Annotated in this window: 23 protein-coding genes; 13 read left to right on the top strand and 10 right to left on the bottom strand. The window is 60.0% G+C overall.

The features are described 5' to 3' along the window. Nucleotides 1-396: 396 nt before the first annotated feature. Entirely contained in the window at nt 397-1371 is a 975-nt protein-coding gene (ftrA, locus tag ACA074_RS16600; protein ID WP_497677412.1) for a transcriptional regulator FtrA, read from the bottom strand. Nucleotides 1372-1473: 102 nt separating this feature from the next. Between ftrA and ACA074_RS16595 the strand changes: the two genes are divergently transcribed. The 4 genes from ACA074_RS16595 (at nt 1474) to ACA074_RS16580 (ending at nt 5145) form a co-directional block, all read left to right on the top strand. Further along, nucleotides 1474-1902: a rhodanese-like domain-containing protein gene (locus tag ACA074_RS16595; protein ID WP_497677411.1), complete on the top strand. Its 429-nt coding sequence runs from the start codon at nt 1474-1476 to the stop codon at nt 1900-1902. A gap of 335 nt (nt 1903-2237) precedes the next feature. After that, the gene (locus ACA074_RS16590; protein ID WP_497677410.1) at nt 2238-3017 is read left to right on the top strand and encodes an ABC transporter substrate-binding protein; all 780 of its coding nucleotides are present in this window, start codon (nt 2238-2240) and stop codon (nt 3015-3017) included. Between the two features lie 187 nt (nt 3018-3204). Further along, the gene (locus tag ACA074_RS16585) at nt 3205-4317 is read left to right on the top strand and encodes a succinylglutamate desuccinylase/aspartoacylase family protein (RefSeq protein WP_497677409.1); all 1113 of its coding nucleotides are present in this window, start codon (nt 3205-3207) and stop codon (nt 4315-4317) included. Between the two features lie 111 nt (nt 4318-4428). Beyond that, a complete protein-coding gene (locus ACA074_RS16580) occupies nt 4429-5145 on the top strand; it encodes an alpha/beta hydrolase (protein WP_401267632.1) in 717 nt (238 codons plus the stop codon). Nucleotides 5146-5148: 3 nt separating this feature from the next. Here ACA074_RS16580 and ACA074_RS16575 read toward each other — a convergent pair whose 3' ends face one another. Both ACA074_RS16575 and ACA074_RS16570 read right to left on the bottom strand, forming a co-directional pair. Continuing rightward, the gene (locus ACA074_RS16575) at nt 5149-5715 is read right to left on the bottom strand and encodes a DcrB/PsbP domain-containing protein (RefSeq protein ID WP_497657559.1); all 567 of its coding nucleotides are present in this window, start codon (nt 5713-5715) and stop codon (nt 5149-5151) included. A gap of 80 nt (nt 5716-5795) precedes the next feature. Continuing rightward, complete coding sequence (locus ACA074_RS16570) at nt 5796-6572, bottom strand: hypothetical protein (protein WP_401267636.1); 777 nt, start codon at nt 6570-6572, stop codon at nt 5796-5798. A 145-nt stretch (nt 6573-6717) separates the two neighbouring features. On the opposite strand from ACA074_RS16570, the gene ACA074_RS16565 reads away from it, so the two are divergent. Then, complete coding sequence (locus ACA074_RS16565; RefSeq protein ID WP_489880989.1) at nt 6718-7257, top strand: chalcone isomerase family protein; 540 nt, start codon at nt 6718-6720, stop codon at nt 7255-7257. 113 nt (nt 7258-7370) lie between these two features. Further along, nucleotides 7371-8639, top strand: coding sequence for an Nramp family divalent metal transporter (locus ACA074_RS16560; RefSeq protein ID WP_497679335.1), 1269 nt, complete (start codon nt 7371-7373; stop codon nt 8637-8639). Between the two features lie 20 nt (nt 8640-8659). On the opposite strand, the gene ACA074_RS16555 is transcribed toward ACA074_RS16560, so the two are convergent. Beyond that, a complete protein-coding gene (locus tag ACA074_RS16555) occupies nt 8660-9769 on the bottom strand; it encodes a cytochrome P450 (protein ID WP_497677408.1) in 1110 nt (369 codons plus the stop codon). 79 nt (nt 9770-9848) lie between these two features. Here ACA074_RS16555 and ACA074_RS16550 point away from each other — a divergent pair, with 79 nt between their 5' ends. The 3 genes from ACA074_RS16550 to ACA074_RS16540 all read left to right on the top strand — a co-directional run bounded on the left by ACA074_RS16550 (nt 9849) and on the right by ACA074_RS16540 (nt 12770). Then, nucleotides 9849-10613 carry an ArsR/SmtB family transcription factor gene (locus ACA074_RS16550; protein ID WP_497677407.1) on the top strand — a complete coding sequence of 255 codons (765 nt, stop codon included), beginning with the start codon at nt 9849-9851 and terminating at the stop codon, nt 10611-10613. Between the two features lie 97 nt (nt 10614-10710). After that, nucleotides 10711-11931, top strand: coding sequence for a putative DNA modification/repair radical SAM protein (locus ACA074_RS16545; protein ID WP_497677406.1), 1221 nt, complete (start codon nt 10711-10713; stop codon nt 11929-11931). Beyond that, nucleotides 11928-12770, top strand: coding sequence for a TIGR03915 family putative DNA repair protein (locus ACA074_RS16540; protein WP_497677405.1), 843 nt, complete (start codon nt 11928-11930; stop codon nt 12768-12770). Before ACA074_RS16545 ends, ACA074_RS16540 begins: the two co-directional genes overlap by 4 nt. 51 nt (nt 12771-12821) lie before the next feature. On the opposite strand, the gene ACA074_RS16535 is transcribed toward ACA074_RS16540, so the two are convergent. The 5 genes from ACA074_RS16535 to ACA074_RS16515 form a co-directional block, all read right to left on the bottom strand. After that, a complete protein-coding gene (locus tag ACA074_RS16535; protein WP_187681104.1) occupies nt 12822-13841 on the bottom strand; it encodes a branched-chain amino acid aminotransferase in 1020 nt (339 codons plus the stop codon). Between the two features lie 243 nt (nt 13842-14084). After that, complete coding sequence (gene lpdA, locus ACA074_RS16530) at nt 14085-15458, bottom strand: dihydrolipoyl dehydrogenase (RefSeq protein ID WP_497677404.1); 1374 nt, start codon at nt 15456-15458, stop codon at nt 14085-14087. A gap of 4 nt (nt 15459-15462) precedes the next feature. Continuing rightward, nucleotides 15463-16734 (bottom strand): dihydrolipoamide acetyltransferase family protein, encoded by a 1272-nt coding sequence (locus ACA074_RS16525; RefSeq protein WP_497677403.1) that lies wholly within the window; start codon nt 16732-16734, stop codon nt 15463-15465. After that, nucleotides 16735-17793 (bottom strand): alpha-ketoacid dehydrogenase subunit beta, encoded by a 1059-nt coding sequence (locus ACA074_RS16520; RefSeq protein WP_489880983.1) that lies wholly within the window; start codon nt 17791-17793, stop codon nt 16735-16737. Between the two features lies 1 nt (nt 17794). After that, a complete protein-coding gene (locus tag ACA074_RS16515; protein ID WP_489880982.1) occupies nt 17795-19030 on the bottom strand; it encodes a 3-methyl-2-oxobutanoate dehydrogenase (2-methylpropanoyl-transferring) subunit alpha in 1236 nt (411 codons plus the stop codon). Between the two features lie 185 nt (nt 19031-19215). On the opposite strand from ACA074_RS16515, the gene bkdR reads away from it, so the two are divergent. Continuing rightward, the gene (gene bkdR / locus ACA074_RS16510) at nt 19216-19704 is read left to right on the top strand and encodes a Bkd operon transcriptional regulator BkdR (protein WP_096822555.1); all 489 of its coding nucleotides are present in this window, start codon (nt 19216-19218) and stop codon (nt 19702-19704) included. 13 nt (nt 19705-19717) lie between these two features. On the opposite strand, the gene ACA074_RS16505 is transcribed toward bkdR, so the two are convergent. Then, complete coding sequence (locus ACA074_RS16505; protein WP_497677402.1) at nt 19718-20581, bottom strand: MBL fold metallo-hydrolase; 864 nt, start codon at nt 20579-20581, stop codon at nt 19718-19720. Between the two features lie 96 nt (nt 20582-20677). Between ACA074_RS16505 and ACA074_RS16500 the strand changes: the two genes are divergently transcribed. From ACA074_RS16500 to ACA074_RS16490, 3 genes are all read left to right on the top strand, one after another. Next, nucleotides 20678-21019 carry an ArsR/SmtB family transcription factor gene (locus ACA074_RS16500; protein ID WP_007915092.1) on the top strand — a complete coding sequence of 114 codons (342 nt, stop codon included), beginning with the start codon at nt 20678-20680 and terminating at the stop codon, nt 21017-21019. A 76-nt stretch (nt 21020-21095) separates the two neighbouring features. Continuing rightward, on the top strand, nt 21096-22340 hold the full coding sequence (locus tag ACA074_RS16495) for an NAD(P)/FAD-dependent oxidoreductase (RefSeq protein WP_497677401.1): 1245 nt from the start codon (nt 21096-21098) through the stop codon (nt 22338-22340). 9 nt (nt 22341-22349) lie between these two features. Then, nucleotides 22350-23150 carry a sulfite exporter TauE/SafE family protein gene (locus ACA074_RS16490; RefSeq protein ID WP_187681095.1) on the top strand — a complete coding sequence of 267 codons (801 nt, stop codon included), beginning with the start codon at nt 22350-22352 and terminating at the stop codon, nt 23148-23150. The last annotated feature ends 46 nt before the right edge of the window (nt 23151-23196 follow it).

Raw genomic sequence — 23196 nt, 5'->3', positions numbered from 1 at the left:
AACAAATGGGTGGCAGCTATGCGCAGGTTAGTCGACCGGTGGTTCTAAGCAGTCCCGGCGCACCCGAAGATGCCCTACGCATAACTACCATTAAGCACAGGCGTTAGAGTGCCTGACAGAACGGACTGTATGCTGCTTACAAACCACCGAGCGACTAAACCCGATCACTGACCCTTCAGTGACGCGAACCAAGTTACCGGCGACCCCCAAGCCGCACAAGCCGGCGGATTCTGGCGTAGTTGTAGGCAAAGGCGCAAGGCGCTGTAGCCTCATGGCTGATGCCAAAATGATGCTGCGTTTTACCGGGCCTCTTCGCGAGCAGGCTCGCTCCTACAGGGGGAACGCATTCCAAGATGTAGGAGTGAGCCTGCTCGCGATGGGGCCTTCAAAATTCACTCAAGAACTGACCTTCACCCCACGCCCAAACCGCTCCCGATACACCGACGGCGGTACCCCGACCACGCCACGAAACGCCACCCGAAAACTCTCCACCGACCGATAACCACAGCGTTCGGCAATCTGTTCGGTGTGCTGATCCGTGCTTTCCAGCAATTCTCGCGCCCGGGCCAGGCGTTCATGCTGCAACCACGCCTTGGGCGACTGACCGCTGGCCTCGCTGAACCGCCGCAAAAAAGTGCGCTCACTCATCGCCGCTTCACTGGCCAGATGGCGCACCTCCAGTGGTTCATGCAAGCGCTCGCGCGCCCACTGCATCACCCGCGACAGGTCATTGCGCGGCGTCGCGCTCACCGGTGTCGGAATGAATTGCGCCTGACCGCCGGTACGCTGCGGCGACATCACCAGTCGTCGCGCCACCGAATTGGCCACTTGCGTGCCGAAGTCCCGCGCCACCAGATGCAGGCAGGCGTCAATGCCGGCCGCGCTGCCGGCCGAGGTGATCAACTGGCCCGAATCGACATAAAGCACATCGGGATCAACCGCAATCGCCGGAAAGCGTTGCGCCAGTTCAGTGGTGTAACGCCAATGAGTGGTGGCGCCGTGGCCGTCGAGCAGGCCGGTGGCTGCCAGCACAAATACCCCCGAGCAGATCGACAACAGTCGCGCTCCCCGGGCATGGGCCTGGCGCAGTGCGTCGATCAATTCGGGAGGCACCGCAGCATTACGGTCGCGCCAGCCGGGAATGATGATGGTGCGTGCCTCGGCCAGCAGTTCCAGACCACCGTCCGCCAATACCTGAATCCCGCCCATGGCGCGCATCGGGCCTTGATCGACCGCTGCAATTGCATGCTCGTACCACGGGAAATCGAACTCCGGCCGGGCCAGGCCGAAGATCTCCACGGCAATGCCGAACTCGAAAGTACAGAGGCCGTCGTAGGCCAGAATCGCGACCAGATTGGGTGATAAGGGCATTTGGCGGAAAATTCCCGGTGAGTGTCTTGTGCGCCACTGTAGCGGCAAGCGGCGGCTCGATAAAGTCTGTCCACACCCGTTCAGATTTAGGAGCAACACCCCATGACCAGTCTGGTTCGCGAAATTCCTGCCGCACCGTCAGCGATTGCCCTGATGCATTTCAGCAACCGTCTGACTTTCGAAACCGATTGTTCCGACGTATTCAGCAGCCAAGAGGCCGGTGAGGTCGACTTTGTGCTGGTCGATGTGCGCGGACCGTTGGCTTTCGAACGTGGCCATGTGCCGGGCGCGATCAATATGCCGGGGCGTTTGCTGACGACTGAAGCACTGGCGAGTTATCCGAAAACCACGTTGTTCGTGGTCTATTGCGCCGGCCCGCATTGCAATGGCGCCAACAAGGCCGCGGTGAAACTGGCAGCACTGGGTTACCCGGTCAAGGAGATGATCGGCGGCGTGACCGGATGGCTGGACGAAGGGTTTGAATTAAGCGTGGAGCAAGCTGCCAAGGCACCCATCGGCTGCAACTGCTAAAACCCAAACCCTGTGTAGGAGCTGCCGGAGGCTGCGATCTTTTGATCTTGCACTTAAAATCAAAATCAAAAGATCGCAGCCTCCGGCAGCTCCTACACGGGTTTTTTTGTACAGTTTGAGGGCTTGTCCTACAGCCTTTGCACCACGACGGCGCACCGTTTGACACCGCTCAGCTGGTGCGCCGATCTTCTGTAAGTATTTGTCGCTTAAAAACAATCTGCCCTGTGCGCGCCGCCATAGACTGCCGGCCACTTCGGTTTTTTGCCTGTAAATGGCCATGAACGGACGCTGACTCGAAAGCTGCCAATAAAAGCCTCCGCACACAGGAGTTATAAATGAAGAAGCTAGTGATGTTTGGTGCCCTGGCACTGTCGATGTTGTCCCTGACCGCTGTGGCCGAAGACGCCAAGCCGATCCGCATCGGTATCGAAGCCGGCTACCCGCCGTTCTCGATGAAAACCCCTGAAGGCAAACTCACCGGTTTCGACGTGGATATCGGCGATGCGCTCTGTGAGCAGATGAAAGTCAAATGTATCTGGGTCGAGCAGGAATTCGATGGCCTGATCCCGGCGTTGAAAGTGAAGAAGATCGACGCGATCCTGTCTTCGATGACCATCACTGACGACCGTAAGAAAAACGTCGACTTCACCATCAAGTACTACCACACCCCGGCTCGCTTCGTGATGAAGGAAGGTTCCGGCGTCAAAGACCCGCTGACCGAACTCAAAGGCAAGAAAGTCGGCGTACTGCGTGCCAGTACCCACGACCGCTACGCCACCGAAGTGCTGGTGCCGGCCGGGATCCAGTTGGTGCGTTACGGCTCGCAGCAGGAAGCCAACCTGGACATGGTCTCGGGTCGTATTGACGCGATGCTGGCCGACTCGGTCAACTTGAGCGACGGTTTCCTGAAAACCGACGCGGGCAAAGGCTTCGAATTCGTCGGCCCGACCTACGAAGACGCCAAATACTTCGGCGGCGGCGCCGGGATTGCAGTGCGCAAGGGCGATACCGCTCTGGCTGAGCAATTCAACAAGGCCATCACCGAAATCCGCGCCAACGGCAAGTACAAGCAAGTGCAGGACAAGTACTTCGACTTTGACGTGTACGGCCATTAATAGGCTGTAGAAAAAAGTGGCCCCGTTTACGCGGTGGCCACTTTTTTTGTGCCCATGATTTATCCTGCATCACACCTTTCCAATGCAGGAGCTGCCGCAGGCTGCGATCTTTTGATCTTGATCCTGAAAAACAAGATCAAAAGATCGCAGCCTGCGGCAGCTCCTACAGAGTTCGCGGAGTTTTCTTATGCAACGCATCGACCATGTTCTGCCCTGGAGCCACTTGGGCAGCGAGCGCTCCCTCAGCGTGTTCCGTTACGGCGCCGGCACCCGCAAGGTGTACATCCAGGCCAGCCTGCACGCCGATGAACTGCCGGGCATGCGCACCGCCTGGGAACTCAAACAACGCCTGAACGCACTCGAAGCACAAGGTCGTTTGCAAGGCGTGATCGAACTGGTGCCAGTGGCCAACCCGATTGGCCTGGACCAGCATCTGCAAAGCGCTCACATGGGCCGCTTCGAACTGGGCAGCGGCAAGAATTTCAACCGTGGGTTTGTCGAACTCAGCGCGCCGGTGGCGGCGTTGATCGGTGATCAATTGGGCGCCGATGCCTACGCCAACATCGCGCTGATCCGTCAGACCATGGGCCGGGTCTTCGATGATCTGCCAGCACCGGCCTCGCAACTGGAAGCGCTGCATCGCTTGCTCCTGCGCCATGCTTGCGACGCCGACATTACCCTCGACCTGCATTGCGATTTCGAGGCGTCGATTCATCTTTACGCGCTGCCGCAACACTGGCCGCAGTGGCAATCGCTGGCGGCGCGGATCAAGGCGGGCGTGGCGTTGCTGTGTGAAGATTCCGGCGGCAGTTCGTTTGACGAGTCTTGCTCGACACCGTGGCTGCGTCTGGCGCGCGCCTTCCCGGACGCGGCGATCCCGGCGGCCAACCTTGCGACCACTTTGGAGCTGGGCAGCATGGGCGACACTCGGGTTGATCAGGCCCAAGCCAATTGCGAGGCGATTCTCGGGTTTCTGGCGGAGCAGGGTTTCATCAGCGGTGAATGGCCGGCGGCGCCGAGTGAGTGCTGTGAAGGCATGCCGTTCGCCGGCACCGAATACCTGTTTGCCCCGCACCATGGCGTGGTGAGTTTCCTGCGCAATGCGGGCGAGTGGGTCGAGAAGGGCGATGCGATTTTTGAGGTGGTGGATCCGTTGAAGGATCAGTTGACCACCGTGCGTGCCGGAACCAGCGGGGTGTTGTTTGCGCTGGATCGCGGGCGTTATACCGAGCCGGGGATCTGGCAGGCGAAAGTGGCGGGGCGGGTGCCGTTTCGCACGGGCAAGCTGACTAACGACTGACAGCTCTGCGGCGGATCTGAAGGCCTCATCGCTGGCAGCACCTCAATATTTGGATCCCTGCTTCAGAGTGTTAGGCTCCCCCCGAACCCGACACCCTGTGAAGGAAGACTTATGTTGAAGGTGTTTGCTCTGTTGACCCTCCTGGCGTCCACCGCCGTGCATGCTCAAACCACTCTGCAATCCGATCTGCCACTCAAGTACATCGAACAGGTTCACCCGGATGCCGATCCGCGTCCGCTGGTGATTTTCCTGCACGGCTACGGCAGTAACGAGGCCGATCTGATCGGCATGAAATTTCAGCTCCCGGCGCAGTACAACTACCTGTCGGTGCAGGCGCCGCTGGCGTTGGGCGAAGGGCGTTTCCAGTGGTTTCGCAAGAAAGGCGAAGGCGCCTACAACGGTGAGACCGATGATCTGAAGGCCAGCGGCCAGAAGCTCCGGGATTTTGTCGCGCAAGCGGCGAAGAAATATCACGCGGCCCCGGACAAGGTGTACCTGATCGGTTTCAGCCAGGGCGCGATGATGACCTACGAGGTAGGCCTGCGACCACCGGTGGCGGTGGGCGGCATTGCGGCGTTGAGCGGGCGTTTATTGCCGGTGTTGAAAAGCGAGCTCAAGACCGAGCAACAACCGTTGCCACTGAACATCTTTATCGGTCACGGCACCGCCGATGATCGCGTGCCGTATCGCGACGGCACCGAGGCCAATGCGTTGCTACAGAAACTGGCTTACAAACCGCAATTTCACGCGTATCCCGGCATCGGCCACAGCATCACTGCAGCCGAATTGCGCGACTTGAACGCCTGGCTGCAGCAACTCAACCCTTGAAGATCATTTTTCCTTGAGGATGGTTTTCACCAGCGCATCGTGACCGGCCTTGTCGCTGACCCGGGAGATCACCTGGACCAGCGCCATGCGCGTTCCCGAACCGGCCATCAACGTCGTGTTGAGGGTCTGGCCGCCGCCCTGGGTGGCAGTGCTGTCGACCTGACGCAGGCCAAGGCCGGTGCCTTTTTGGGTCAGGCTTTTTTCGCTGAGCTTGTTGAAGTCCGGCAATGCTTTGCGCTGCGCCTCGATGAAGTCAGAGACGCTGCCGTCGAGAAACTCGCTGTCGTTGTCCTTGACGTTGTTGCCTTCGGGAATCTGGTTTTCGGCGGCGATGACCACGGTTTTAGTGGTCTGGTTGGTGTACATCGTGCCGGTGGCACCGGTCGGGCTGGCCGGCAGCGGATCGGCGACGAAGCCTTTGGGCAGCACAAAGGTGAACTTGCCGCCCAGCATCGAGACCTTCTCGGTGGCCGCTTTTTCCTTGGCCTTGGCCGCCTGAGCGTTGATGGCGCCGAGGCCGGCCACGGCCGCCAGTAACAGGACGACGGCTTTCTTGCTCAACAATGTCATTCGAATCTCCGGGGAATGGTCGGGGCAGGCGGGCGATCATCCCATGCAGAGCCGTGGCACTCCAGCGCGGCTCGTCCGGGTTACTGCGCTTGTTGCTGTTTTACTGCGGGGCGCGCCAGCAACTGTCGGGTCACGCCGAGCATGGCCACCGACACGGCGACGCCCATGGCAAATCCGCTGAGGCCCAGACTCGGCAAGGTCAGCGCCGACACCAGGCAAAACGCCGAAAACGAATACATTCCGGTCGCCGTCGCCCGCAACAACGCGGCAGTGAACTCAGGGCCGCGGGTCTGCTGGGAAAACACCGCCATCACACTGCCGAGCACCGGGAACACCGCCAGCAGGCCGCTCCAGCGTTCGCCGACAGTGCTGGCCAACATGGTCACCACCAGCGTCAACGCAGCGCCGGCGATCATCCGCCAGATCAGTTTGTCCGACTTCGGCGCCGGGCCGTTCAGCACTGGTTGCACCTTGGGAAACAAGTAGGGTGCCGCCAGCAAAGCAACGGCTGCCGCCGCCACCGAGAACGGCAGCGATGCCGGAATCAACGACAGCACCAGCGCCAGCGCGGCCCAGACTGCCAGGGAAAGGCTCAGCGCCCATGGCCAGTTCGCCCGTTGCGCGACCTGCGCGTAAGTGATGCAGAACGCAATCATCGCGAACATTGCCGACAATGCGGCCACCGCCGATTGCGCAGCAAATTGTGGCCCTTGTTCGATGGCGAGGAAAAACAGAATCGGCCCGACGACCACAGGCAACCCCGACAACCACCCGGCCACGCTCGGCCCCCAACGCTTGCCAGCCAGTGAGATCAGCAACAGAAAACCGGGAATCAGCAGCAGTTTGAGGATCAGCACGCAAGTGTCTCCGTCGGGTGATAGGCGGCAACGGTAGCATTGCTATGAACGTTTTGCTGCGTATATGAGTGATTTTTGTATACAAAGTATCGAAGCCATACAGGCTATGCTTTGCTTGTCAGGGTTTACCGGAGTCGATGGTGTGATGAACAGAACAAAGAGTGTCTTGCGTGGGTGCTGCGCCATCGGTTTGTGGGCCTTGCTGGTTGCGCCAGCGTGGGCCAACTGGCAGGCCGAAGTGCCCGGCGCCAGGATCATCGGCAGCGGCGATTTCAGTGTGTTTGGTTTCGATGTTTATAACGCCAGGTTGTGGAGTACGGCGCAGCCTCTGGCGGACGGGCAGCCTTTCGCGCTGGAGTTGATTTATCGCCGACAGATTTCTCGCGACGATCTGGTCGAAGCCAGCGTTGATGAAATCAAACGTCTGAATGGAGCCTCCGTCACCCCGGCACAACTGGCCGGCTGGCAGACGCAGATGCAGCAGGCGTTCGTCGATGTCCAGGCGGGCACCCGCATCACCGGGGTGTATTTGCCGGGGCAGGGCGCACGTTTTTTTGTCGGCCAGCAGTTGCAGCATGAGATCGCCGACCCGCAGTTCGCCCGGGCGTTTTTTGATATCTGGTTGAATCCACGTACGCGCAATCCCGAGTTGCGCCAGCAGTTGCTGGGTGTGACAGGGTCTTGAACTTTCATCAAAGGGGCTGAAACGTCTAAGCTGCGTCTTTCGACTTGTTTCTGGATGTGTGCGTGAAATTCAGTTTGCCCAAAATCGCCACCGCGCCGTTTTGCCCGCCGGAAGTGGCAGGCAGTGTTGCGGTAGATCCCAATGCCGCGTTTTTCAAGCGCGTGCTGCGTTTTGCCGGCCCCGGTTTGCTGGTGTCGATCGGCTATATGGATCCGGGCAACTGGGCGACGGCCATCGAGGCCGGCTCGCGTTTTGGGTACAGCCTGCTGTTTGTGGTGTTGCTGGCGAGTCTGGCGGGCATGGTTGTGCAGTGCCTCTGTTCGCGGTTGGGCATCGCCACCGGGCGCGATCTGGCGCAATTGTCCCGCGAACGCTACAGCACTCCAACCGCGCGGCTGCAATGGGTGTTGGCGGAGATCTCGATCATCGCCACCGACCTTGCCGAAGTCCTCGGTTGCGCGCTGGCGTTTCACTTGTTGCTTGGCTGTTCGCTGACCTTCGGCATTGCCCTCACGGCGTTCGATACATTGCTGGTGCTGGCGCTGCAGAACCGTGGGTTCCGTCGACTGGAAGCAATCATGCTGGTGCTGGTCGCCACCATCGGCGTGTGCTTTTTTGTTGAACTGGTGTTGATCAAACCGTACTGGCCGGACGTCGTCCAAGGCTTCAAACCCTCCCTGTCAGCTATCAGCGATGCCGCGCCGTTGTACCTGGCAATCGGCATTCTCGGGGCCACGGTGATGCCGCATAACCTCTACCTGCACACGTCCATCGTGCAAACGCGGATGATCGGCAAGGATCTGGCGAGCAAACAGGACGCGGTGAAGCTGGCGCGCATCGACACCATCGGCTCGCTGGCGCTGGCGCTGCTGGTCAACGCGGCGATCCTGATCCTCGCGGCGGCTGCGTTTCACCAGTCCGGGCATACCGACGTGGTGGAGATTCAGGACGCTTACCACTTGCTTGATCCGCTGGTCGGTGGCGCGCTGGCCAGCGTGCTGTTCGGCGTGGCGTTGCTCGCGTCAGGGCAGAGTTCGACCTTCACCGGCACCATCGCCGGTCAGGTGATCATGGAGGGCTATCTGAATCTGCGCATTCCCTGCTGGCAACGGCGCCTGATCACTCGTGGGCTGGCGTTGATTCCGGCGTTTATCGGCGTGTGGCTGATGGGCGATAACGCTGTGGGCAAGCTGCTGGTGATGAGTCAGGTGGTGTTGAGTTTGCAACTGCCGTTTGCCCTGTATCCGCTGATTCGCATGACCAACGACAAGCAACTGATGGGGCCGTTCGTGAACCGCTGGCCGACCCGGGTGCTGGCCTGGGGGTTGTTTGTGCTGATCAGCGGCGCCAATAGCTGGTTGATTTTGCAGTTGGCGGTTTAACCGATAATTTTTGGGGTCGGTCAGGCCCCCACAAAACTGAATAATGGAATACGTCCATTGAGCGAAGGCCGGTAACGCCAGTTCAGGCGATCAAGCTCAATGCCATGATCGAGCATTTTCCTCACCGTCGCGCTGGCAATACTCATTGCCAGCGCTTGCCCCGGACACTGATGCCGACCGCTGCCAAAACTGAAACTGCGGCGGTTCGGACGATCCAGCAGAAAGTGCTCGGGATTGTCATTCAGCGCCGGATCGCGGTTGGCCGAGGCCAGCAACAGCACAATCACAGCGCCGGCCTCGACGCGCACACCGTCTATTTCGCAGGATGCGGCGACAAAGCGTCGGGTGTTCTGCACCGACGGGTCGAAGCGCTGGACTTCGTTCAGCAGGGCTTCCATCGACGCGCCACTTAGCTCGGGGCGGTGCTGCAGCATCACCAACGCGTTGCCGATCAAGCCTGCGGTGGCTTCAAAGGTCTGCGAGCAGAGGCCGATCAGATTGGCGATCAGGGTCTCGTCATCTCCATCAAAACGCTGCCTGATACCCGCGAGCAAAGCGCTGTTCACATCAGCATCGGCCAACAACTCGATGAACTGACCGCGCAAATGTTGCGCTGCGACGTGGGCTGCGGCCAATTGCAGGTCGTTGCTCAACGGCGACAGGCACGCCGCGAAATCAGCGGTCAGCTCGCTGATGGCCCGACTCTGTGCCGGACTGAATCCGAGCAACGCGGCGACCACGCATACCGGGCCGCGGAACATGGCTTTGTATAAGCCGTCCGCATCCGTAGTGATCAGTCGTGCATTCACGTGCTCGCGGACTTCGTTCTGATCGATCAACGTCAGTGACGGCTCAATGGCGGAGCGCGGGCAGCGCTGGCGTTCGCCGTCGTTCATCCGCATCAACTGGCCGAAGACATTGCCGGCCATGCCTTCGGCAATCGCCTTGGGCACCGGCTCCTGGACTGGACGCACTCGGCAGTCGGCATGCGCCAGTACCGCACAAACCGCGCGGGCGCTGCTGGCTACCCACATTTTCAGTTTGGGGTGAAACGTCAGCCCACCTTCAGAGCGAAGTTTTTCGTAATAGGGGTAGGGATTGGCGTGAGTCGCAGCGGTGATCGGGTCCATGGTTGGCAGCCTTGTCGATGGGGAAAGTGTTGCTACTATCTCCAGTCCGTAACGGCGATGATTCGTCGGGGAGCGAAATATGCACGCAGAACATCAAGATATCGGCGTCTCGCAAGTGGCGGCAGCCATCGCCGAGCCGGCGCGGACCAAAATCCTTTGCTCGCTGATGGATGGCCACGCACGCACCAGCACCGAGTTGGCAGCCGTTGCCGAAGTCAGCGCTTCCACCGCCAGCGCGCATCTGGCCAAACTCAAGGACCTGGCGCTGGTGCGTTTGCACGTTCAGGGCCGCCATCGTTATTACAGCCTGGCCGACAAGCGTGTGGCTCAAGCGCTGGAAGCCTTGATGGTGATCGGCCAGAGCGCCGCGCCGACGTTCAAGCCGAAGACACCGGATCGCCTGCAATTCGCCCGCACCTGCTACGACCATATGGCCGGGACACTGGCGGTGTTGCTGCATGACCGCTTGATCGACGCGGGCTGGTTGTTGGAGACCGACGAGCAGGCGTATCGCCTGAGTGACAGTGGTGAGGCCTTGTTTGCCGGGCTGGGTATCGAGGTGCAGGACTTGAGCACTTTGCGCCGCAAGTTCGCCTGCCCGTGTGTGGACTGGAGCATGCGTCGGCCACATCTGGGGGGGGCGCTGGGCGCGGCATTGCTGCAAACGGCGTTGAAGCGTAAGTGGGTGACGCAGGACCTGGACAGTCGGGCGTTGGCGCTGACGGCGGTGGGGCGCAAAGAAATCGGCGTTCGGTTTGGTGTCGAGTTGCCCGGTGAGGTGAAGATCAAAGGATCGCAGCCTGCGGCCACTCCTACAGGAGTGGGGTATAACCGAACCGTGTAGAAGCTGCCGCAGGCTGCGATCTTTTGATCTGGCTTTGCACCTTGTGTCGATTCGATAGACTCGCTACTGTATATGCAACCAGTACAGAGTCCGCGCCATGCAAATCATCGACAAGCTCAGCATTCTCGCCGACGCCGCCAAGTACGACGCGTCTTGTGCAAGCAGCGGTGCGCCCAAGCGCAGTTCCGAAGGCAAGAGCGGCCTGGGCTCGACCGATGGCATGGGCATTTGTCACAGCTACACACCGGACGGGCGCTGCGTTTCGCTGCTGAAGATTCTGCTGACCAATTTCTGCCTCTACGACTGCCAATACTGCGTCAATCGCCGCTCCAGCGATGTGCCACGGGCACGCTTCACCCCCGAAGAAGTCGTGGCGCTGACCATGGACTTCTACCGGCGCAACTGTGTCAGCGGCCTGTTTCTCAGCTCCGGCATCATTCGCTCGGCGGACTACACCATGGAGCAACTGGTGCGCGTGGCGAAGCTGTTGCGCGAAGAGCACGAGTTTCGCGGTTACATCCACCTCAAGACCATTCCCGATGCCGACCCTGCACTGATAGAACAGGCCGGGCGTTACGCTGATCGCCTGAGCGTCAATATCGAACTGCCCACCGATGCCAGCCTGCAAACCCTGGCGCCTGAGAAAGACATCGGCTCGATCAAGCAGGCCATGCAGACCATCTTCACCGGCGAGCAGACCGTGCTCAACGAGCCCCGCGCGCCAAAGTTCGCGCCGGCCGGGCAGAGCACGCAGATGATCGTCGGCGCCGATGATACTGACGACAGCACAATCCTCCATGGCGCCCAGGCCTTGTACGGCAACTTCCGCCTGCGCCGGGTTTACTATTCGGCGTTCAGCCCGATCCCCGACAGCCCGAAAAGCGTGCCGCTGGCCGCACCGCCGCTGATGCGCGAGCACCGCTTGTATCAGGCCGATTTTCTCTTGCGCAGTTACGGCTACAGCGCCGATGAGCTGCTCAAGGGGCCGGGCAATCTGGCGCTGGATATCGATCCGAAACTGGCATGGGCACTGCAGAATCGCGAGGTGTTCCCGCTGGATCTGAACCGCGCCGAGCCCGCACTGATCGCACGCATCCCCGGCATTGGCCTGCGTACCACCGAACGTCTGGTGGAGCTGCGCCGCCAGCGGCGGATCCGCTACGAAGACGTGGCGCGTATGCGCTGTGTGCTGGCCAAGGCCAAGCCGTTCATCATCACCTGCGACTATCACCCGCAGCAGGCTGAGGTCACCAGTCATATGCTTTATCAGCAATTGCGCGACCGGCCGCAGCCGCAGCAGATGGGGTTGTGGGGATGATCAATCTTGATTGCGACGACCTGTTCGATACCTGGCGCCAACAGGCACGCTGGCTACTCAGTCATGAGGTCGATCCGAGTCTGGTGAGTTGGGCTTCGGAGGGCGTCAGCGACTTGTTTGCCAGCGATCATGAAGTGCCCGAGGGGCACGGCCCGTTTCAGGCCCGCATTCCGCGTGCGTTACTCGACACCCTGGAGCAAGCCGCGCGCTATCGAGGCGAGCAACGCTGGAGTCTGCTGTATGAAGTGCTGTGGCGAGTCAGTCACGGCGACCGCACGGCAATGATGGCCGGCGACAAACTGGGTAGCGAATTGCAGCGGCGAATCAAACAAGTCAGCCGCGAAGCCCATCATCTGCATGCATTCGTGCGTTTCATCGAACGCCCTAAAGATTCGCCAGGCCCACAATATGTGGCATGGCATGAACCCGCCCACGACATCCTGCACAGCGCCAGCGAGCATTTCGTCGCCCGCATGGGCCGTCACCGCTGGCTGATCGCCACACCGCGCGATGGGGTTTACTACGACGGCGAACAACTGATCCATGAGCGCCAATGCCCCGTTGAATGGCAGCAAATGGCGCAGAACGTCGACGATCCCCATGGTGATCTGTGGCTGACCTATTACAGCCACATCTTCAATCCGGCGCGGTTGAATCCGAAAGTGATGCAAGGGCATTTGCCGGTGCGATTCTGGAAGAACTTGCCGGAGGGAGAGTTGATCCCCGGGTTAATTACTCAGGCGCGTATGGGCAAACAGCAGAACGGGCAGGCGAGCGGGATCGCCGGGCGCACCGGTAAACGTATTGCCCTGAAGGACAGCGAACGGAGCGGACAATAAAAAGCCCCCATCGATTACTCGATGGGGGCTTTTGTGCGTCTGGCCGTCAGATCAAACCTTGACGATCCAGCCCGCTGGCGCTTCGATGTCGCCGGTCTGCACACCAGTCAGCTCTTTGTAGAGCTTCTGGGTGACCGGGCCGACTTCGGTTTCGCTGTGGAACACATGCAGATGGTCGTTGTAGCTGATGCCGCCGATCGGGGTGATCACCGCAGCAGTACCGCAGGCGCCGGCTTCCTTGAAGTCCGACAGTTTGTCGATGAGCACGTCGCCTTCAACCACTTCCAGGCCCAGACGCGATTTCGCCAGTTCGATCAGCGACAGACGGGTGATACCCGGCAATACCGATGGCGAGTTCGGTGTGATGAACTTGTTGTCGTGGGTGATCCCGAAGAAGTTGGCCGAACCGACTTCCTCGATTTTTGTGTGGGTCATCGGGTCCAGATAGATCGCATCGGCGAAGTTGGCTTTCTTCGCTTTCGAGCCCGGCATCAGACTGGCAGCGTAGTTGCCGCCGACCTTGGCGGCGCCGGTGCCTTGTGGGGCGGCGCGGTCGTAGCTGGAAATCTGGAAATTGTGCGGGGTCAGGCCGCCCTTGAAGTAGGCGCCAACCGGAATGCAGAAAATCGAGAAGATGAACTCGGGGGCGGTGCGCACGCCGATGTTGTCACCCACGCCGATCACGAACGGACGCAGGTACAGCGCGCCGCCGGTGCCGTATGGCGGGATGAAGCGCTCGTTGGCACGAACCACTTCTTTACAGGCTTCGATGAACTGCTCGGTGTCGACCAGCGGCATCAGCAGACGCGCGCAGCTGCGTTGCATGCGCAGGGCGTTCTGGTCCGGGCGGAACAAGTTGATCGAGCCGTCCTTGCAACGATAGGCCTTCATGCCTTCGAAGCATTGCTGGCCATAGTGAAGGGCAGTGGAGCCTTCGCTGATGTGCAGCACGTTATCTTCGGTCAGGGTGCCTTTGTCCCATTCGCCATCGCGAAAGTACGACAGATAGCGTTTGTCGGTTTTGATGTAGTCAAAACCCAGCTTGTCCCAATTGATGCTTTCGTTACCCATGACACCCTCTATCACTGAACAACCGTCGAAACGGTTCAAGGCTTCTGACGTTTTTTGGATGGGCACAACAATACTTCATTCTTGAGCGGTTTCGCAGCCCGGACTATCGGATGACAGACAGATAATTCGTGTTGCCCTCAGGAATTCGCGAGCAGGCTCGCTCCCACAGGTAGAACCCATTTCAAATGTGGGAGCGAGCCTGCTCGCGAAGGGGCCTTCATGGCCATCCGCAAAAGTCCTGAATTACAGATGCAACGCATGCCCGAGCGCACGCAACGCCGCTTCTTGCACCGCTTCACCCAAAGTCGGATGCGCATGAATGGTGCCGCCGATGTCTTCCAGGCGCGCGCCCATTTCGAGGCTCTGCGCAAACGCCGTGGACAATTCCGAAACCCCGACACCCACCGCTTGCCAGCCGACAATCAGATGATTGTCCCGACGAGCGACCACCCGCACGAAGCCGTTTTTTGACTCCAGCGTCATCGCCCGTCCATTGGCGGCAAACGGGAAACTGGAAACGATGCAGTCGAGCCCGGCAGCCTTGGCTTCGTCTGGCGTCTTGCCCACCACCACCAGTTCCGGGTCGGTGAAGCACACGGCGGCGATGGCGGTCGGGCTGAATTCGCGGGTTTTGCCGCTGATCAACTCGGCAACCATTTCGCCTTGAGCCATGGCGCGGTGAGCCAGCATCGGCTCGCCGCTGAGATCGCCGATGGCATAGACATTGCGCATGCTGGTCTGGCAACGGCTGTCGATCTTGATCGCCGAGCCGTTCATTTCCAGACTCAATGCTTCGAGGTTCCAGCCTTGGGTGTTGGGTTTGCGACCAACGGCCACCAGCACCTGATCGGTTTCCAGATTGAGGGTGTCGCCGTTCGGATCACGCACCTGCAACGTACCGTCGAAGCCCAAAACACTGTGCTTGAGATACAGCTTCACGCCCAGTTGCTTCAATGCGTCATGCACCGGTTGGGTCAGTTCCGCGTCATAGGCGGGCAGGATGCGATCCTGCGCCTCGACCACACTGACCTCGGCACCGAGCTTGCGGTAAGCAATGCCCAATTCCAGGCCGATGTAACCACCGCCAACCACGATCAGGCGTTTTGGTACGCTTTTCGGCGCCAACGCTTCAGTGGAGGAGATGATCGGCCCGCCAATCGGCAGGATCGGCAAATTGACGCTGGTGGAACCGGTGGCAAGCACCAGGTGCTCGCACTGGATGCGGGTGTCGCCGACTTCCACGGTTTTGCCGTCGATGACCTTGGCCCAGCCGTTGATGACCTGAACCTTGTTCTTCTTGAGCAGCGCGGCGACGCCAGTGGTCAGGCGATCAACGATGCCGTCCTTCCACTCAACGCTTTTGCTGATGTCCAGCGTCGGCGCCGAGACGCTGATCCCCAGCGCCGAATGCTGACTGTGATGCTGAGTCTGGTGAAACTGTTCGGCCACATGAATCAGCGCTTTGGACGGAATGCAGCCGATGTTGAGGCAGGTACCCCCGAGCGATTGGCCTTCGACCAGAATGGTCGCAATGCCCAACTGCCCGGCGCGAATCGCCGTGACATAACCGCCGGGGCCGCCGCCGATGATCAGCAGCGTGGTGTTCAGAGTTTGCATGCCATCACTCCACAAACAGGGTCGCGGGTTGTTCGAGCAGGCCACGAATGGCCTGGATGAAGAGCGCCGCGTCCATGCCGTCGACCACGCGGTGATCGAAGGAGCTGGAGAGGTTCATCATCTTGCGGATCACCACCTGGCCTTTGACGACCATCGGGCGTTCGACGATTTTATTCACGCCGACGATCGCCACTTCCGGCAGGTTCAAAACAGGCGTGCTGACAATGCCGCCCAGCGCACCGAGGCTGGTCAGGGTAATAGTCGAGCCTGACAGCTCATCGCGGCTGGCCTTCCCATTGCGCGCGGCATTGGCCAAACGTGAGATCTCGGCGGCGCTGTCCCACAGGCTGCGTGCCTCGGCGTGACGAACCACTGGCACCATCAAACCGACATCGCTTTGCGTGGCGACGCCGACGTGTACCGCGCCGAGACGGGTGATGACCTGGGCTTCGTCGTCATAGCGGGCGTTCATTTGCGGGAAGTCACGCAGGGCAACGACCAGAGCGCGCACGAGGAACGGCAGCAGGGTCAACTTGCCACGGCTCGCACCGTGTTTTTCATTCAGGTGGGCGCGCAGCTCTTCAATCGCGGTGACGTCGATTTCTTCGACATAGCTGAAATGCGCAGCACGCTGGGTGGCGTCCTGCATGCGCTGGGCGATCTTGCGGCGCATGCCGATCACCTGAATCTGCTCTTCGTCATTACGCTGGGCGTATGCGGCGGATGCAGGCGCAGAGGCGTTCGACTGACCTTGCGCCAGATAGGTGTCGAGATCTTCGTGCAACACGCGACCGGCCGGGCCGGTGCCGCGTACCAGGCGCAACTGAATGCCCAGATCTAGCGCATGCTTGCGCACGGCCGGGGAGGCCAGTGGACGTTCATCCGCTTCGCGAGCAACCATCGGGCCTTGGCAAACAGTCGCCGGACGCGGCGCGGCGGCGACAGGTTTGCTCTCTACAACGGCTTCAACTTTCGGTGCAGCAGGCGCCTCTTTAACCGGCGCTGGCGCGGCAGACTCTTTCAGGTTGCCGGCGCCTTCAACTTCAATGCTGATCAGCACACTGCCCACTGCCATGACTTCACCCGGCTGGCCTCCCAGCGCAATGACCTTGCCATGGACCGGCGACGGAATATCGACCATCGCCTTGTCGGTCATCACGTCCGCCAGCACCTGATCTTCAACGACCAGATCACCAACCTTGACGTGCCACTGCGACAGTTCTACTTCTGCGATGCCTTCGCCAATGTCCGGCATCTTGATAACGTGCGTGCCCATTCAGACCTCCATGACCCGTTTCAACGCCGCGCCCACTCGGGACGGCCCAGGGAAATACGCCCACTCTTGCGCGTGCGGGTAGGGGGTGTCCCAGCCGGTGACGCGTTCGATCGGCGCTTCCAGGTGATGGAAGCAATGCTCTTGCACCAGCGACACCAGTTCGGCGCCGAAACCGCAGGTGCGGGTGGCTTCGTGCACCACCACGCAACGACCGGTTTTCTTCACGGAGTTGACGATGGTTTCCAGATCCAGCGGCCACAGGCTGCGCAGGTCGATGACTTCGGCGTCGACGCCGCTTTCTTCAGCTGCGACTTGCGAAACATAAACGGTGGTGCCGTAGGTCAGCACGGTCACGTCCTTGCCCGGACGGGTGATCGCGGCGACGTCCAGCGGCACGGTGTAGTAGCCGTCCGGAACCTGTGCGGCGGGGTGCTTCGACCACGGGGTAACAGGACGGTCGTGATGGCCGTCGAACGGGCCGTTGTACAGGCGTTTTGGCTCGAGGAAGATCACCGGATCATCGTTTTCGATGGAGGCGATCAGCAGGCCTTTGGCGTCATACGGGTTGGACGGCATGACGGTGCGCAGACCGCAGACCTGGGTGAACATCGCCTCGATGCTCTGGCTGTGGGTCTGGCCACCGTAGATACCGCCGCCGCAAGGCATGCGCAGGGTCATCGGTGCGGTGAACTCGCCGGCCGAGCGATAACGCAGACGCGCCGCTTCGGAAATGATCTGGTCGGAGGCCGGGTAGACGTAGTCGGCGAACTGGATTTCAGCCACCGGACGCAGACCGTAAGCGCCCATGCCGACGGCAACGCCGACGATGCCACTCTCGGAGATCGGAGCATCGAACACTCGCGAGGCGCCGTACTTGGTCTGCAAGCCCTCGGTGCAACGGAACACGCCGCCGAAATAACCGACGTCCTGACCGAACACCACCACATTGTCATCACGCTCAAGCATCACATCCATGGCCGAGCGCAGGGCCTGGATCATGGTCATGGTGGTCGTGGTCATGGCGGTTTCCAACTGAATATTGTTGTTGTGATCGTTCATGTCAGATCCCCAACTGCTGACGCTGGCGCTTCAAGTGCTCCGGCATCTCTTTGTAGACGTCTTCGAACATGGTCGCGGCGCTTGGAATCTGACCGCCGGCGAGGGTGCCGTACTGTTCGGCCTGTTTCTGCGCGGCAATCACTTCGGCTTCGAGCTCGGCGCTGACGGCGGCGTGTTCTTCGTCCGACCAGTGGCCGACCTTGATCAGGTGCTGTTTCAGGCGAGCAATCGGATCGCCCAGCGGGAAGTGGCTCCAGTCATCGGCTGGACGGTATTTGGAGGGATCGTCGGAGGTCGAGTGCGGGCCGGCGCGGTAGGTGACCCACTCGATCATGGTCGGGCCGAGGTTGCGGCGGGCGCGTTCGGCGGCCCAGGCAGACGCGGCGTAGACCGCGTAGAAGTCGTTGCCGTCGACTCGCAGCGAGGCGATACCGCAACCAACACCGCGTCCGGCGAAGGTGGTGGCTTCACCCCCGGCAATGGCCTGGAAGGTCGAAATCGCCCATTGATTGTTGACTACGTTGAGGATCACTGGCGCACGGTAGACGTGAGCGAAGGTGAGAGCGGTGTGGAAGTCCGATTCGGCGGTAGCGCCGTCACCGATCCATGCCGAGGCGATTTTGGTATCGCCCTTGATCGCCGACGCCATGCCCCAGCCCACCGCCTGAATGAACTGGGTGGCGAGGTTGCCGGAAATGGTGAAGAAACCGGATTCCTTGACCGAGTACATGATCGGTAACTGACGGCCTTTGAGCGGGTCGCGCTCGTTGGACAGCAGTTGGCAGATCAAGTCGACCAGTGGAACGTCGCGAGCCATCAGGATGCTTTGCTGGCGATAGGTCGGGAAGCACATGTCGTCGATGTTCAAGGCCAGGGCCTGGGCGCTGCCGATGGCTTCTTCGCCAAGGCTTTGCATGTAGAACGACATTTTTTTCTGGCGCTGGGCGACCACCATGCGGTTGTCGTAGATGCGCGTCTTGAGCATGGCGCGCATGCCCTTGCGGAGGATCTCGACCGGAACGTTCTCGGCCCAAGGGCCGAGAGCGTTGCCCTGATCGTCGAGCACGCGGATCAGGCCACGGGCCAGGTCGGCGGTGTCGGCAGGTTCTACGTCGATGGAAGGTTTGCGCACCGTGCCGGCATCGGTCAGATGCAGGTAGGAGAAGTCGGTTTTGCAGCCTGGGCGGCCCGAAGGTTCAGGGACGTGCAGACGCAGCGGTTCATACGCTTGGGTCATGGCTTCTACGCTCGATCTTGTGAATTTCTTGTAGTGAGCTGGCAGTCATTCTTCGATGAAAGAAATCTTGTCCTACAACAATCATAGGCCCGGGCAAGAAGAATATTTATCTCTGTTTCGTTGCGCTGGCGGTCATTTGCAGATAGAAATTCTGCATAAACATAAAAAACAGGTGGTTTTGTCTCATGCGCAAACTGGACCGTACCGACATCGGCATTCTCAACAGCCTTCAGGAGAACGCACGCATCACCAACGCTGACCTTGCGCGCTCGGTGAACCTGTCGCCAACGCCGTGCTTCAACCGGGTCAAGGCGATGGAAGAATTAGGCCTGATTCGCGAACAGGTGACCCTGCTGGACGCAGATCTGCTGGGGCTGCATGTGAATGTGTTCATTCACGTCAGCCTGGAGAAACAGGTCGAGGAGGCGTTGCAGCATTTCGAGGAAGCGATTTCCGATCGCCCCGAGGTGATGGAGTGCTATCTGATGGCCGGTGACCCGGACTATCTGATCCGGGTACTGGTGCCGACCATTCAGTCCCTGGAGCGCTTCATGATGGACTTTTTGACCAAGGTTCCAGGGGTGGCGAACATCCGCTCGAGCTTTGCACTCAAGCAGGTGCGCTACAAAACCGCACTGCCGTTGCCGGCGAATGGGTTGACGTTGGGAGTCTGAAGATTTTTTGCTTTTAAAGCTTGTTCACCGGCACTTTCAGATAGACGACACCGTTGTCCTCCGGCGCGGGAAAGTTCCCCGCCCGCACATTCACCTGAACCGCCGGCAGCAGCAGTGTCGGCATGCCTAGCCCAGCATCGCGGCGTGTGCGCATCTCGACGAACGTCGCCTCATCGATCCCGTCATGCACATGGATATTGCTTTTGCGCTGCTCGCCGACTGTGGTCTGGCATTGCGCCTGCCGACCTTCAGGCGGGTAGTCGTGGCAGACGTAGAGTTTGACGCTGGCAGGGAAGGCCAGCAGTTTCTGAATCGAGTTGAACAGTTGATGAGCGTTGCCACCGGGGAAGTCGCAGCGCGCAGTACCGACGTCGGGCATGAACAGCGTGTCGCCGACCAGAATCTGTTCGCCGTCGATCAGGTACGCCATGTCTGCCGGAGTGTGGCCGGGGACGTGCAGGGCGGTGGCCTTGAGATTACCGATCCTGAAAGATTCGTTGGGTGTGAACAGATGATCGAACTGCGAACCATCGACGCAAAACTCCGGCTCCAGATTAAACAGTGCCTTGAAGACGTTCTGCACCTTGCTGATCGACTCGCCAATCGCGATCTTGCCGCCCAGTTCCCGGCGCAGATACGGCGCAGCGGACAGGTGATCGGCATGAGCGTGGGTTTCCAGCAGCCACTGCACTTGCAGGTGATGCTCGCGAACGAACGCGATGATCCTGTCAGCTTGAGCCGTGCCGGTGCGGCCGGCGGCGCCGTCGTAATCGAGCACCGGATCGACGATTGCGCATTGTCCGCCGTCGGCCTCGTAGACCACGTAGCTGTAGGTCGAGGAGGCGGGGTCAAGAAAGGCTTCAATCAACGCGGGCATGGACATGAACCTGTGCAGGGGTAGAAAAGTCGGTTGCAACACTTTATGTAAAAACATAATGTTCGCAGCTTAAGTGACGTTGAAGGCATCCTGCAAATGCAATCCAGTCTGACCGAATGTGAAGTCGCCCAATTGCGCGCCTCGGCCTCCAAGGCCTGCGCGTTGCTCAAGGCCATGGCCAACGAGGATCGCCTGTTGATTCTGTGCCAGCTGACACAGGGCGAGCGTAATGTCGGCGAGCTGGAAAAAATGACCGGTGTACGCCAGCCGACGCTGTCTCAGCAATTGGGTATTTTGCGCGATGAAGGGCTTGTCGCGACCCGTCGTGAAGGCAAGTACATTTTTTACGGCCTCGCCAGTCCTGAAGTCATCCAGGTGATGAAAACCCTCTCCGGGCTGTATTGCGGTGCCGTACTGAAAAGCCTGGGTCACCAATAAATGTCAGTCAGCACACCATTCAATTGCAGGAGTGCTGGCAAGAACAATCCGTGCGCGTAGCCATAAGGAACAAGCAATGAACGATCAACACTGGGGCCCATCCATCAGTGCAGATATCGTGGTCATCGGCGGCGGCACTGCCGGCATTGGCTTCGTCGCCAGTCTGCTCAAGCGCGATCCGCACTTGAAGATCACTGTGATCGAACCAAGTGCCCAGCATTACTACCAACCGGCATGGACGCTGGTCGGCGGTGGCGCTTACGACGTCAAAGACACCGTAAGACCGATGGGCAAAGTGATGCCGCGTCAGGCAACTTGGGTTCAAGCAGCGGTTACGAGTATTGATCCCGACAATCGCCAACTCACCCTCAACGATCAGCGCACCGTCAGCTACCAAAACCTGATCGTCTGTCCCGGCCTGCGTCTGGCCTGGGAAAAAATCGAAGGCCTGCAGGAAAGCCTCGGCCAGCACGGCGTGACCTCCAACTACAGCTATCAGCACGCGCAATACACCTGGGATCAGGTGCAGAAACTGCGCGGCGGCAAGGCGCTGTTCACCCAACCGGCGATGCCGATCAAATGCGCGGGGGCGCCGCAAAAGGCGTTGTACCTGTCGTGCGATTTTTGGCGAAAAAACGGCGTGCTGAACAAGGTCGAGGTGGAGTTCAACCTGGCCGGTGCTGCGCTGTTCGGCGTGGCGACGTTCGTACCGCCGCTGATGAAATACATCGAAAAATACAACGCGCAATTGGCCTTCAACTCGAATCTGGTCAAGGTCGACGGCCCGGCGAAAACTGCGTGGTTCGAGGTCAAGGACGCTGATGGCAACGTCACTCGCCAGGCGAAAACCTTCGATCTGCTGCACGTCGTGCCGCCCCAGGTTTCGCCGGATTTCATCGCGCAAAGCCCTTTGGCCGACGCTGCCGGCTGGTGCGAAGTCAATCCGAATAACCTGCAGCATCCGCGTTATCCAGAGGTGTTTGCGCTCGGCGATATCTGCGGCACCAGTAATGCGAAAACCGCTGCGGCAGTGCGCAAGCAAATCGTCGTAGTGGCGGAAAACCTGCTGGCCCTGCGCAATCACCAGCCGCTGCCGCTGAAGTACGACGGTTACGGTTCCTGCCCCCTCACGGTGGAGAAGGGCAAGGTGATCCTTGCCGAGTTCGGTTATGCCGGGAAGTTGTTGCCGACCTTTCCTCTGGACCCGACCGTACCGCGCCGTTCGGCCTGGTGGCTGAAGGCGACGTTGCTACCGTGGTTCTACTGGAACGGCATGCTCAAGGGCCGCGAATGGCTGACCGGTTTGTCGAAGGTTGACTGAGAACTCCCTATGTTGCTGGCAAGTCTGTTTGGCGTGGTGATGGGGCTGGTTCTTGGGCTGACCGGGGCCGGTGGCGGAATTCTCGCGGTGCCGGCGCTGGTGCTCGGGCTCGGCTGGACGATGACGCAGGCCGCTCCCGTAGCGCTGTTCGCTGTGGGCAGTGCGGCGGCCGTCGGCGCCATCGATGGGTTGCGCCATGGTCTGGTGCGTTATCGCGCGGCACTGTTGATTGCAGCGCTCGGTGCAGTGTTTTCACCGCTGGGGATCTACTTCGCGCATCAGTTGCCCGAGAAGATCCTGATGATTCTGTTCAGCCTGCTGATGGTCATGGTCGCCTGGCGCATGTTGCGGCGTGAGCGTCAGGCGCAAGGTCCGAGTGACCACGGTCACGCCAGTTGGGGGCAGAAGAACTGCATGCTCGATGAAGAGACCGGGCGTTTCGACTGGACCGCCAAATGCACCGCGACCCTTGCGGCGTTAGGTGCGGTCACCGGGGTGGTGTCCGGATTGCTTGGTGTTGGTGGCGGTTTCCTGATCGTGCCGGCATTCAAGCAACTGACCGACGTGCAAATGCGCGGCATCGTTGCAACGTCGCTGATGGTAATCAGTTTGATCTCGGCAATCGGGGTGATCGGCGCGTTTCATGCCGGGGTGCGGATCGACAGCCAGGGCGCGGCGTTCATTGTTGCCAGCGTCGTCGGCATGATCATCGGTCGCAAGCTTTGTGCGCGGGTGCCGGCTCGGGCATTACAGGTTGGGTTTGCCAGCGTGTGTCTGGTGGTGGCGGGGTATATGTTGTTGCGGGCTTGAGGTAAACCTTGTGGTGAGGGAGCTTGCTCCCTCACCACAGTTACAG

It is taken from the genome of Pseudomonas sp. LBUM1655, from assembly GCF_059716085.1.
Note: the sequence above shows the minus strand (reverse complement) of the source record. Positions and strands in the feature narration are given on the sequence as shown.

Bases quoted from the DNA above. Each gene is read 5' to 3' on its own strand.
- ACA074_RS16550 (WP_497677407.1), top strand. From the start codon at position 9,849: ATGCACGCAGAACATCAAGATATCGGCGTCTCGCAAGTGGCGGCAGCC.
- ACA074_RS16540 (WP_497677405.1), top strand. From the start codon at position 11,928: ATGATCAATCTTGATTGCGACGACCTGTTCGATACCTGGCGCCAACAG.
- ACA074_RS16535 (WP_187681104.1), bottom strand. From the start codon at position 13,841: ATGGGTAACGAAAGCATCAATTGGGACAAGCTGGGTTTTGACTACATC.
- ACA074_RS16585 (WP_497677409.1), top strand. From the start codon at position 3,205: ATGCAACGCATCGACCATGTTCTGCCCTGGAGCCACTTGGGCAGCGAG.
- lpdA (WP_497677404.1), bottom strand. From the start codon at position 15,458: ATGCAAACTCTGAACACCACGCTGCTGATCATCGGCGGCGGCCCCGGC.
- ACA074_RS16590 (WP_497677410.1), top strand. From the start codon at position 2,238: ATGAAGAAGCTAGTGATGTTTGGTGCCCTGGCACTGTCGATGTTGTCC.
- ftrA (WP_497677412.1), bottom strand. From the start codon at position 1,371: ATGCCCTTATCACCCAATCTGGTCGCGATTCTGGCCTACGACGGCCTC.
- ACA074_RS16500 (WP_007915092.1), top strand. From the start codon at position 20,678: ATGCAATCCAGTCTGACCGAATGTGAAGTCGCCCAATTGCGCGCCTCG.
- ACA074_RS16575 (WP_497657559.1), bottom strand. From the start codon at position 5,715: ATGACATTGTTGAGCAAGAAAGCCGTCGTCCTGTTACTGGCGGCCGTG.
- ACA074_RS16505 (WP_497677402.1), bottom strand. From the start codon at position 20,581: ATGCCCGCGTTGATTGAAGCCTTTCTTGACCCCGCCTCCTCGACCTAC.
- ACA074_RS16565 (WP_489880989.1), top strand. From the start codon at position 6,718: ATGAACAGAACAAAGAGTGTCTTGCGTGGGTGCTGCGCCATCGGTTTG.
- ACA074_RS16545 (WP_497677406.1), top strand. From the start codon at position 10,711: ATGCAAATCATCGACAAGCTCAGCATTCTCGCCGACGCCGCCAAGTAC.
- ACA074_RS16490 (WP_187681095.1), top strand. From the start codon at position 22,350: ATGTTGCTGGCAAGTCTGTTTGGCGTGGTGATGGGGCTGGTTCTTGGG.
- ACA074_RS16515 (WP_489880982.1), bottom strand. From the start codon at position 19,030: ATGACCCAAGCGTATGAACCGCTGCGTCTGCACGTCCCTGAACCTTCG.
- ACA074_RS16595 (WP_497677411.1), top strand. From the start codon at position 1,474: ATGACCAGTCTGGTTCGCGAAATTCCTGCCGCACCGTCAGCGATTGCC.
- ACA074_RS16520 (WP_489880983.1), bottom strand. From the start codon at position 17,793: ATGAACGATCACAACAACAATATTCAGTTGGAAACCGCCATGACCACG.
- ACA074_RS16495 (WP_497677401.1), top strand. From the start codon at position 21,096: ATGAACGATCAACACTGGGGCCCATCCATCAGTGCAGATATCGTGGTC.
- ACA074_RS16580 (WP_401267632.1), top strand. From the start codon at position 4,429: ATGTTGAAGGTGTTTGCTCTGTTGACCCTCCTGGCGTCCACCGCCGTG.
- bkdR (WP_096822555.1), top strand. From the start codon at position 19,216: ATGCGCAAACTGGACCGTACCGACATCGGCATTCTCAACAGCCTTCAG.
- ACA074_RS16525 (WP_497677403.1), bottom strand. From the start codon at position 16,734: ATGGGCACGCACGTTATCAAGATGCCGGACATTGGCGAAGGCATCGCA.
- ACA074_RS16555 (WP_497677408.1), bottom strand. From the start codon at position 9,769: ATGGACCCGATCACCGCTGCGACTCACGCCAATCCCTACCCCTATTAC.